The following is an 11682-nucleotide window of genomic DNA, read 5'->3' on the forward strand; positions in this document are numbered from 1 at the left end:
CACTCAAGGACAAGTTTTCCAACAATCTCATGTGCTTCACGGAATGGTAGGCCTTTAGATGCAAGATAATCAGCCAATTCTGTAGCATTTGAAAAATCTTTCTCTGTTGATTCTGCCATATGTTTGTCATTAACAGTCATTGTATTGAGCATACCTGCGAGAATATCAATAGCGACAGTAATCGTTTCTACCGTATCAAACATACCCTCTTTATCTTCTTGGAGATCTTTATTGTAGGCCAAAGGCAATGACTTCATCACGGTCAACAATCCAATCAAGTTTCCATAGACACGACCTGATTTCCCACGAATTAGTTCTGCCATATCTGGGTTTTTCTTTTGAGGCATAATGGAAGAGCCTGTTGAAAAAGTATCAGATAGAGTTACAAACTTAAACTCGTTAGAACACCAGTTAATGATTTCTTCACAAATACGTGTCATATGCATCATGAGAATACTTGAGTTTGACAAGAATTCGAGAATAAAGTCACGATCGGAAACAGCATCCAAGGAATTGCTATATGGTTTTGCAAAGCCCATTAAGTCAGATGTCATATTACGATCAATCGGGAAAGTTGTTCCTGCTAGTGCAGCAGCTCCGAGTGGAGAGATATCCGTATGCTTGATATTAAATTCAAAACGTTCGGTATCACGTGTAAACATGTTGTAATAAGCCATCAAGTGGTGACCAAAAGAAATCGGTTGTGCATGCTGCAAGTGGGTGTAGCCTGGCATAATTGTATAGGTATGTTTGTCTGCTAGATTGACCAAAGTAGCACGTAAGTTATCGAGCTTCTCAATAACTTCCACTAATTTGGCTTTTAGATACAAATGCATATCCGTAGCTACTTGGTCGTTACGTGAACGTGCTGTATGAAGTTTTCCTGCTACTGATCCAATTTTAGCTGTTAAAAGACTCTCCATATTCATATGAATATCTTCATTGGAAACATCAAATTCTAGTTTACCAGCCTTGTACTCTTCAAGCAGCTCTTCCAAGCCCTGTTTAATTTGTAATGCTTCCTCTTTGGTAATAATCCCTGTCTCACCAAGCATCGTAACATGGGCAATAGATCCTTTAAGGTCAAACTCTGCCATCTTTTGGTCAAAGGAAATTGAAGCACCAAATTCTTCTACCCATTTTTCAAGACTAGCTTCGAACCGACCGCCCCATAGTTTATGATTTTCTGCCATAGTTTTATTTTGAAGATCCCCCTACACTGGGATAATCTTCCATCCTTTCTTAATACTTATAACAAGCAACGACCTCTTTGGTCACAATAACTTAAATGAAAAAAGCTAGATAGTATTTGTCTAGCTTAATTTGTCTCTCTGGACACTTGTTTTCCTAAAACCCGATCTCTGTCGTAGTTTATTTAGGCTCGTGACGCCTCTCAGAACGCCTTAACGATAATAATATAAGTTATAAGAAAAGAGTATCAGATGTGGCTCCCTGTCCACTTTTATCTGATAAGAAGCGTTTTTCTTCTACTATCCTACTTTTCTTATGTAATCTGTCATTAATTGTCAAATGGATGGTTAACTTGTGAATTAACCTGAGTTGGAAGACCCCAAAGCTTGATAAATCCAATTGCAGCATCCTGATCAAAGCTGTCAGCTGATGTGTAAGTAGCCAAGTTTTCATCATACAATGAATTAGCTGATTGACGTGCTACTACTTGAGCATGCCCTTTGTAAAGTTTAACTTTAGCGATACCATTAACAACTTTTTGTGTTTCCTTAATATAAGCAATGATAGCTTGTGTTGCTGGGCTAAACCACAAAGCATTGTAGATAAGGTTTGACAATTCATTTTCAAGAATTGGTTTAAAATGAGAAACTTCACGCACCAAGGTTAAGTCCTCAATTTCTTTATGAGCTGTCAAAAGGGCGATAGCTCCTGGACATTCATAAATTTCACGAGATTTGATACCTACAAGACGGTTCTCAACGTGGTCGATACGTCCGACACCATGCTTACCAGCAATAACATTCATCTCTTGGATAAGGTCAGCCAATTTCATTTCTTTACCGTTAAGAGCAACTGGCTTCCCTTCTTTGAAAGTAACATCGACATATTCAGCTTCATCTGGCGCAGACTCTGGTGAATTGGTAATCCCAAAAGCCTCTTCTGGAGCTTGATTCCAAGGATTTTCAAGAACACCACACTCATTGGCACGTCCCCAAAGGTTTTGATCGACTGAGTAAGGATTATCAAGGTCTGCTGGAACTGGAACACCATTAGCCTTAGCATACTCAATTTCTTCCTCACGAGACCATTTCCATTCACGCACTGGTGCCACTACTTTAAGACTTGGGTCTAGGGCAGCAATGGCAACTTCGAAACGAACTTGGTCATTACCTTTACCAGTACAACCGTGAGCGATAGTCGTTGCTCCTGTTTTATGAGCAATCTCAACCAATTTTTTAGCAATAATTGGACGGCTAAGCGCTGAAACCAAAGGATATTTTTGTTCATAGTAAGCGTGAGCTTGAAGTGCTGGAAGCACATAATCTTCAGCAAACTCATCTTTAACATCAAGCACGTATGACTCAACAGCTCCAACTGTCAAAGCTTTGTCATGGATAAACTCAAGATCTTTACCTTCACCGACATCCATACAAACAGCAATAACATCGTAATCTTTTTTAAGCCATGTAATAGCGACTGAGGTATCAAGACCTCCCGAATAGGCAAGAATAACTTTCTCTTTTGACATCATATGACTCTTTCTAGTTTTTAATCATTTTTATTTGGAATTATATTAAATTTGTGAAGTAGTTAATTTTCAATTGACTTATTGTAGGCTTCTTGTATAAAAGCTTCTAGTTTCCCATCTGACTTCAGTTTAGTAATCACTTTATCGACCGCTTCTTTTAATTCTGTACTACCTTTTTTCATAGCAATAGCATAAGAATCTGCATCCGTTTGTTCAAAATTCACATCCGCAAGCGCTAAATCAGGATTCTTTTCAACATAGCCTTTAGCTACTGGCTCTTCAAAAATTACTGCATCCAATTGACCTGATTTTAATTCAGTAATTAAATTTCCATTTTTACTTAAAGATACAACCGAAGACTCTGTAAATTCGTTTTTAGCTATATTCTCCTGAACAGTTCCTTTTTGTGCTCCAATACTTTTTCCAGTTAGACTATCTATTGATGTATATTTATCCAAATCAGTTTTCTTCACAATCAACTTGTTAGTTGTGGTGTAATACGGTTCGGAAAAATCATAAACTTTACTACGCTCTTCTGTTTTAGAAATTCCTGATATTGCTAAATCAGCTTTTCCTGACTGAACACTAGCCAAAACATTTTCGAAACTCATCGGAGAAATTTCTATGTCGACACCAAGTTCCTTGGCAATTTCATTTGCTAGATCTACATCTGAGCCTACAATTGTGTTTTTCCCATCTACCAGAGTCTGGTATTCAAATGGTGCAAATTCGGGATTTAAAGCGATAACCAGCTTCCCTTTACTTTTTATAGAATCAAGACTAGATGTTTGAGAACTGTTACTACAAGCAACTAAACTAAATCCTGTCAAGACTGCCAAGAATGTTAATACTATATTTTTTTCTTCATAAGCGACTCCTTCTGTGTTATTATTAAGTATTGTGTATAATCATACACCTTTATATTGCAAATGTCAATCTATTTTTTTGAATTTTTTTCCATTTTTTTGAAATTTTTGAATAACTTTTCAAAAATTCACTTATTTGCTAATTGATTTATTAATAATATTCACCAAATTTCAAAAGATTACCACTTTGATTTTACTTTGAATAGAATAAATAACTCATTAGAAGAAATTAGAATTTTTGTCTGTTCCTAATAAAAAAGTATACATAACAAATTTCAAAATATACGCAACCATTATTCAATATTTTCAACAATATAACTAAAAGCAGCGATAAACGTTTTCGAAACAATTTTGAAAACTTTAAAACTAAAACTCCTCCCCTAAGGAAAACTACTATTTTCATCTCTACTCTTAACTTAAAAAGTTAGAAATGAGGATTTCAACGAACTTCTTAAGTAGTTTGTTCCACGAGAAAAAGCATTAAAAACCTTAAGCGATTGGAAACTACAAATATATTTCAAAACCATTATCAATAGCCCACGCAAATCTTTAGATTCCAAACTACAATAAAAATGCTGGGACTGTCCCAGCATTTTAAAGATGATGCACTCATTTAGAGATCATATATGCTACTTTACTTGACTAGACATCTAGAGTAAAATAGTCAGTGGTATCAAGTAATCAGTAGAAGCGAAATTCTGGGCAAATCTGCAAGGCAAAACAATGCTATTTCCCGAGAAGTATAAAAAAGGTAATAGCTCAAAAGTCTATTACCTCAGATTTTCAATTTACTACATGTTCTATTTTTACTATAAAATCCTACTTCAAAGATTACATCTCAAAAGATAGTCTTATACTAACTGAACTTTTTAGACTTTTCTATAAATTTCTAGTTTAAAATTATAGACCGTAATTGTAATCATCGTCCTGCATGGCTTCAACTTCACCAAGGAGATAGCCGTTTCCAACTTGGGAGAAGAAGTCATGGTTAGATGTACCAGTTGAAATCCCGTTCATAACGATTGGGTTTACATCATCAGCCGAGTCAGGAAAAAGGGGATCTTGACCAAGGTTCATAAGAGCCTTATTGGCATTGTATCGTAAAAAAGTCTTCACTTCCTCAGTCCATCCAACACTATCATAGAGACTCTCTGTATAACCTTCTTCATTTTCATAGAGTGTGTACAATAAATCATACATCCATTCTTTCAATTTTTCTTGTTCCTCTTCAGGCAATTCGTTGAAACCAAGTTGAAATTTATAACCAATGTAGGTTCCATGAACAGACTCGTCACGAATAATCAATTTGATGATTTCTGCCACGTTAGCCAATTTATTGTTACCGAGATAGTAAAGAGGGGTAAAGAAACCAGAGTAAAAGAGGAAGGTTTCTAGAAATACACTGGCCACTTTCTTTTCAAGAGCATTTCCATTCAGGTAGATTTTATTAACAATTTCAGCTTTCTTTTGTAAGTATGGATTGCTATTAGTCCACTCGAAAATTTCTTCAATTTCAGTCTTTGTATTTAAGGTAGAAAAGATAGAAGAATAAGATTTAGCGTGGACTGATTCCATGAACTGGATGTTGTTAAAAACAGCTTCTTCATGAGGAGTACGAACATCTTTACGTAAAGCTTCGACCCCAGATTCTGATTGTAGGGTATCCAATAAGGTTAAGCCTCCAAAGACCTTCCCAACCAAATCTTTTTCTTCAGATGAAAGTTTTCTCCAGTCATCCAAGTCATTAGACAAAGGGATTCGTGTATCAAGCCAGAATTGCTCGGTCAGTTTTTCCCAAGTTGACTTATCAATGACATCTTCGATGGCATTCCAATTTATTGCTTTATAATATGTTTGCATATTCTTCTCCTTAACTTCTACCCTTTAATTAACAAGTAGATATCTAAAAACTTACTCTCATTATGATTCGTTTGATACACACTTTATCCTCCTCTAGTATAGAGTATTTTTCCAATTCACTCACTGCGTCTAGCATAGGAGAAATATAATCGATAATTATTATTAAATTTATAAATAAAATGCTAGAAAAGGAGCAGATCTAATCGGCTCCTTTTAAAATCTTGTACCTCTTCGACTCATTACAATTGACAAAGAACAGTTTATCTCTATAAACTAACGTACTGTACGAATTCGCATAGTGTTAGTTCCACCTGTTCCAACAGGTACACCAGCAACGATAACAATATCATCACCTGATTCAACCAAACCTGTTTCAAGAGCAACTTTCTCAGCAACTTCAAACATATCATCAGTTGAAGCTGGTTTTTCAGTAACAACCGGAATAACACCCCAGTTTAATGTCAATGAACGTTGAGTTAATTCATCGAAAGTAACTGCCAAGATGTCAGCATCTGGACGATATTTAGAAATCAAGCGAGCAGTGTTACCACTTTCTGTAATAGTAACAACTAATTTGATATTCATAGAGTTTGTAGCGTCTTTTACTGCAGAAGCAATTGCCTCAGTTTTACTATTACGGACAAACACTGATGAATCCAAACGACCGTACTCACTTAAGAGTGTTTGTGCGTTCTTATCGATTGTTGCCATAGTTGTAACTGATTCAAGTGGGTATTTACCATTCGCAGATTCACCAGAAAGCATTGTAGCGTCTGTACCGTCAATAACTGCGTTAAATACGTCAGATACTTCAGAACGAGTTGCACGTGGTTTTTCAGTCATTGTTTCAAGCATGTTTGTTGCAGTAATAACAACTTTACCAGCAGCATTCACTTTGGTGATGATTAGTTTTTGGTATACTGGAACCATTTCAAATGGGACTTCAATTCCCATATCTCCACGCGCGATCATAATACCATCAGCAGCTTCAATAATTTCGTCTAAGTTATCAATACCTTGTTGATTTTCAATTTTTGCAAAGAGTTTCACATGACCGTTACCTGTTTCTTCACAAATAGCACGCACTTCGTTTACATCTTTTGCCGTACGAACAAATGAAATCGCAATAAAGTTAATACCTTGTTCAAGCCCAAAACGAATATCATCATTATCACGTTCAGCAAGAGCAGGGAAAGGAATTTTCGTATTAGGAATATTCACTCCCTTTTGCTTAGCGATGACACCATCATTTTCTACTTCTACTTCAAACTCACGAGTTGCATCATCTTTAGCGATAACGCGTAGACCTAGTTTACCGTCATCAATAAGAACTTGGCGACCAACTTCAACATCACCATAAATATCAAGTCCACCTGCAACGTTCAAAGCAATTACTTCACGAGTTGATTGAATTCCTTGTTTAGTAGCAACACGAATAACTTCACCAGTCTTGTATGAATATTCTTTTGCTTCACCTTCAAACAATTCTGTACGAATTTCAGGACCCTTTGTATCCAAAAGGAACCCAACTTTTGTACCAGCGATTTCTTCAGCACGTTTAACGGTAGCCATACGTTCACCTTGCTCTTGGTGGTCACCATGTGAGAAGTTAAAACGGAAAGTATTTGCACCAGCTTCAATCAATTTGGCGATATTTTGTGCTGATGCTTCAACATCCAGCTTTTCACCCCAGTATCCATCATCACCGAATTTTTTACCACCACGGATTTCTACCGCAGGTCCCAAGGTTGCAACGATTTTAACGCGTTTGTTCATGATATATGAAACTCCTTTTTAATTTTAAATGTCTTTTAGACAGTTTTAACGAAATACAGATTGACAATTCTTGTCAAAGGATTAGATAGATAAGCTACGATTGAGTTCAGCAAGCTCTAAATCTGCTTTATGTGGATTATTAACCACAATCTTGCCATCATCAGTTAAGCTAAAGAGAGCATTTTCTTCAGCAGTACCAAGAATTGGATTCTCAACCATTTTCTCGTTACGAATACCGACAGCAACACCACCGATACCTGCTTTTAGCAACTTAACAGCATGCGCACCCATGCGAGAAGCAAGAACTCGGTCACGAGCCGTTGGAGCTCCACCACGTTGGATATGCCCAAGCTCGGTTACGCGCAAGTCACTTGTATCTCCTGCTTCTTTGAGTTTTTTACCAAACTCAGATGCAGTCATAACTCCTTCAGCAAGAACAATAATGTTGTGTGTACGTCCTTTATCATAGCCCTCTTTGATACTTGCTACGATTTCATCAATCTTAAACCCTTCTTCAGGGATAATAATTTCATCTGCTCCTGAAGCAATACCTGCCCATAGTGCAATATCTCCGGCATTACGACCCATCACTTCAATTACAAAAGTACGATGGTGACTTGAAGAAGTGTCACGAATTTTATCAATTGCATCCATCGCAGTAGTTACTGCAGTATCAAATCCGATTGTAAAATCAGTACCAACAATGTCATTATCAATTGTTCCAGGAAGTCCGACAGCTGGAAAACCATGTTCTGTAAGGCGCATTGCTCCATGGTAAGAACCGTCACCACCGATAACAACTACTCCTTCAATACCGTGTTTTTTAGTTGCTCAATCCCAGCTAATTGGCCTTCAAGTTTGGCAAATTCTGGATAGCGAGCAGAATGAAGGAAGGTACCTCCACGAGAAATGATATCACCCACAGTTGCTGAGTCTAATTCAAAAATCTCACCAGCAACCATACCAGCATAACCTTTACGGATACCATAAACTTCCATTCCTTCAGAAATTGCTTGACGAACAACCGCTCGAATAGCAGCGTTCATACCAGGGGCATCACCACCACTGGTCAAAACAGCAATACGTTTCATTTCGTCTTTGCTCCTTTTATTTTTTACATTCCAATAAATTATAACACACTTATGACAAAAATTCTTCGGAAAAGAGTCTTTTTTATCGAAAAACCGTTTTCAGAGTTACTCGTTTTAACTCCTCCTGAAGTTGTTCATCTTTCTGAACCCGTATATTAGGAAGCACAACTGTTTCTTTATCCTTCTCATATCTTAAAATAACTGGTATGCTACCACTAAATTTTCTTAATATCTTAGCAATTTCCTTATCATGCTTGTGTTCCTCTACTTGTATCCAAAATCTCTCCGACACAGCCTCGTGAACATCTTCTAAAGCTAATTGTAATTTGCCGTCTCTCTTTCTGACACGACCTGAAAGATAATAATAACCCTGCTTCAAAGTATAGCCGGTTTCCTGATAAGTTGTCGAAAATACAACCACATCCAGTTGATTGACAGTATCCGTAACCTTTAAAAATGCCATTTTTTCACCATTTTTGGTACGAATCGCATGAATATCTTCTATTTCAACTAAAATCGTAACCTTTGCATGTTCTACCAAGTCTGAAATCATACTAAAAGGTTCTGTACTATTTTGAGCCAAAATCTTTAAGGGATGTGGACTTAATCCAACACCTAAAATTTCTTGTTCCATACGATACTTTTCAGCAACCGTAAAGTCTTCTGATTCAAGCCATGAGTAACTCTCTTCGGCAAAAAGACTACTTAACTGTTCTGAAAATTCAAATAAACGTTGTAAATTGACCAATATCTTTTGGCGATTGCTTTCAAAATTATCAAAAAGACCCAATTGAACTAGTGGAGTTAAGAGAGGAATTTTTTGATATGATTCAGGTAATTTCAAAATAAACTCTTCAACACTTGAAAATGGGCGATTTTCAATAATCCAATAAGCAAAATCTTTCGATAAACCTTTGATATTTTTTAAACCAAGATAAATATTTTTCTTATCAAATTTATCAAGATAGGGAATGTTATTAATGCTTAATCTAGCTAAACTAAAACCAGATTCTAACGCATCTTTAATATAATCACCGCTGGAATAATTTAACAAAACGTCGAAAAAAACGTCCGGATAGTGAGTTTTAAAGTAGGCCATCTGGAATGCCAGCGCTGAATATGCATAAGCATGGGAACGATTAAAACCATATCCAGCGAATTTTTCCATAATAGCAAATACCTGTCTTGCCTTGCTTTCAGAATGGCCTAATTTTTGCGCACCTGTTATAAATTCAGCCTCCATACGATGCATCTCACTGATATCTTTTTTCCCCATTGCACGCCGTAAAATATCTGCTCGACCAAGACTGAAGCCTCCAAAACGTTGTGCGACTTGCATTACCTGCTCTTGGTATAACATGATGCCATAGGTTGATGTTAAAATATCGGCTAGACTAGAATCAATCAGCTCCACTTTTTCTTTACCGTGCTTACGATTAACAAAGTTATCTATGTAATCACTTGCTCCTGGTCTATTTAATGAAGTAGTTGCAACAACTTCTTCAAAACAAGTTGGTTGAACACGTCTGAGTAAATTAATTGCTCCAGCTTGTTCAAACTGAAAAATACCTTTTGTATCTCCACGAGCAAATAGAGCTAAAGTGTCCGGATCTTCTAGATTAATAGATGAAATATCGATAGAAACCTCATATTTTGTTAGAACTACTTCTTTCATCCGCTGTACAAATGTCAAATTCCGTAGCCCCAAAAAATCCATTTTTAACAACCCATTATTTTCAACACCATGTGCATCATACTGAGTGATGTACATATCCTCACCGTATTTTAGTGGAATATAATCAGTTAATACTGCATCACTCATCACGACACCCGCAGCATGAATTGAGGTTTGGCGAGGATTTCCTTCAATCTTTTTAGCAATTTCAAATGCTTTTTGATACTCTATTTTACTATTGATAATTTGACGAAAGGAAAGATTGTGATTATACGCTGTCACTAAACTATCACGAAATGAGATTTTTCGAGTTATATTTGTTAGTTCATATTCAGGAACGCCGAAGCGCTTAAAAACATCGCGAATAGCCTGCTTGGCTCCGAATGTTGAAAAGGTCACAATTTGTGCAGCATGTTGAGTCCCATAACGATCGCGAACGTAACGAATGAAGTTAGGACGATAAATATCAGGAATATCAATATCGATATCCGGCATCGTATAACGTTCTAAATTCAAAAAGCGCTCAAAAAGTAGATTATTGGCCACGGGATCAATTCCTGTAATATCTAAAGCATAGGCAACCAAACTCCCCACAGCTGAGCCACGCCCCATCCCCATATAATATCCTTGACTGCGACCAAATCGTATTAAATCCCAAACAATCAGAAAATAATCATCAAATCCCATTCGGTGAATAACGGACAATTCTAGATTTAATCTCTCCTGATAAATTTTACTTTGCAATTTTTTAGAGACCAGGCCTTCTTCTGCTTTTTCTCGTAACTCTTCCACTGCCAAACGGCCTGTATTAAAACGTGGTAATTTTAGATTACTATCGATATCGTAGTGAATATGTTCAATCAATTCCGATAAATTATCAATCGCTTCTTGATGATAAACACTATAAGACTGTGCTAAATCTCTTGCTGATAAGAGTCCATCATTTTTAGGTAATGGTCCGACTTCTCTTAGATCAACATTATCTTTGATAGCTGCAAGCATTTGTAACGCTTCTAAATCACCACTGTCTTGATACCGAACTGTTTTTAAGGGAATGCTTTTATGAACTGTGGAAGTTAAAGGCGAATCGGGACGAACGCCCACATAGAAGTCCACACCCAAATCTACCGTATCAATATCTTCTTGATAAGGGACAATGATAGCTACTTCCTTCATTAAGTGAATAAAGTCTTTCCATATCCTAGAACCCGTCTGCCGTAAGGTCGCTATTTTCATAAGATTTTGATACCCTCTTGTCGTCAAGGCGAGAATTCGTAGTGAGAAAAAACTCCCTTCATGTTCAACCGTAAGTTCCATACCAATCAGAGGGGTGATAGCTGCATCTTTACAAGCCTCTAAAAAAGAAAATGCACCATAAAGATTGTCTACATCCATGATACCGATATGTGTATAACCAAGTTCTTTGGCATGCTTAATGTATCGAGGAATAGTCATTAGACTTCCCATAAAAGTAAAAACAGTCTTGGTATCTAGTTGTGCAAACACGATTTTCTCCTCATTTTTTCTATGTCTAGTATACTAAAATTTCATCCGTTCTGCGACTGAAAACTTGCTCCTTTTATTGAAAGTGCAGAATAAAGAAATCTAGAACTCTAGAAACGAGTTAAGCAACAAATTCAATGACAAGTCTTCATAAAAGTAAACATTTAACTTTTGTGACACATATACCACCTA

At 36.7% G+C, this 11682-nt stretch carries 5 protein-coding genes and 2 pseudogenes; all 7 read right to left on the reverse strand.

Annotation, left to right across the window (positions count from 1 at the left end; genetic code table 11):
- Nucleotides 1-1193, reverse strand: a pseudogene (argH, locus tag STRDD10_RS01865) (argininosuccinate lyase); the annotation flags it as partial.
- Nucleotides 1194-1519: 326 nt separating this feature from the next.
- Nucleotides 1520-2719 (reverse strand): argininosuccinate synthase, encoded by a 1200-nt coding sequence (locus STRDD10_RS01870; protein ID WP_002885646.1) that lies wholly within the window; start codon nt 2717-2719, stop codon nt 1520-1522.
- Nucleotides 2720-2781: 62 nt separating this feature from the next.
- Nucleotides 2782-3618, reverse strand: coding sequence for an ABC transporter substrate-binding protein (locus STRDD10_RS01875; RefSeq protein WP_067192645.1), 837 nt, complete (start codon nt 3616-3618; stop codon nt 2782-2784).
- Between the two features lie 867 nt (nt 3619-4485).
- Complete coding sequence (nrdF, locus tag STRDD10_RS01880) at nt 4486-5445, reverse strand: class 1b ribonucleoside-diphosphate reductase subunit beta (protein WP_067192647.1); 960 nt, start codon at nt 5443-5445, stop codon at nt 4486-4488.
- Nucleotides 5446-5718: 273 nt separating this feature from the next.
- The gene (gene pyk, locus STRDD10_RS01885) at nt 5719-7221 is read right to left on the reverse strand and encodes a pyruvate kinase (protein WP_067192649.1); all 1503 of its coding nucleotides are present in this window, start codon (nt 7219-7221) and stop codon (nt 5719-5721) included.
- Between the two features lie 81 nt (nt 7222-7302).
- Nucleotides 7303-8312: pseudogene (pfkA, locus tag STRDD10_RS01890) on the reverse strand (6-phosphofructokinase).
- An 82-nt stretch (nt 8313-8394) separates the two neighbouring features.
- Nucleotides 8395-11493, reverse strand: a complete 3099-nt coding sequence (locus STRDD10_RS01895; RefSeq protein ID WP_067192650.1) for a DNA polymerase III subunit alpha — start codon at nt 11491-11493, stop codon at nt 8395-8397.
- Nucleotides 11494-11682: the final 189 nt, after the last annotated feature.

Origin of the sequence: Streptococcus sp. DD10 (assembly GCF_001578805.1) — a bacterium.
Taxonomy (GTDB): Bacteria; Bacillota; Bacilli; order Lactobacillales; family Streptococcaceae; genus Streptococcus.

What these genes read in the sequence shown, in the direction of transcription:
- nrdF (WP_067192647.1), bottom strand. Translation starts at nt 5,445, where the DNA reads ATGCAAACATATTATAAAGCAATAAATTGGAATGCCATCGAAGATGTC.
- pyk (WP_067192649.1), bottom strand. Translation starts at nt 7,221, where the DNA reads ATGAACAAACGCGTTAAAATCGTTGCAACCTTGGGACCTGCGGTAGAA.
- STRDD10_RS01870 (WP_002885646.1), bottom strand. Translation starts at nt 2,719, where the DNA reads ATGTCAAAAGAGAAAGTTATTCTTGCCTATTCGGGAGGTCTTGATACC.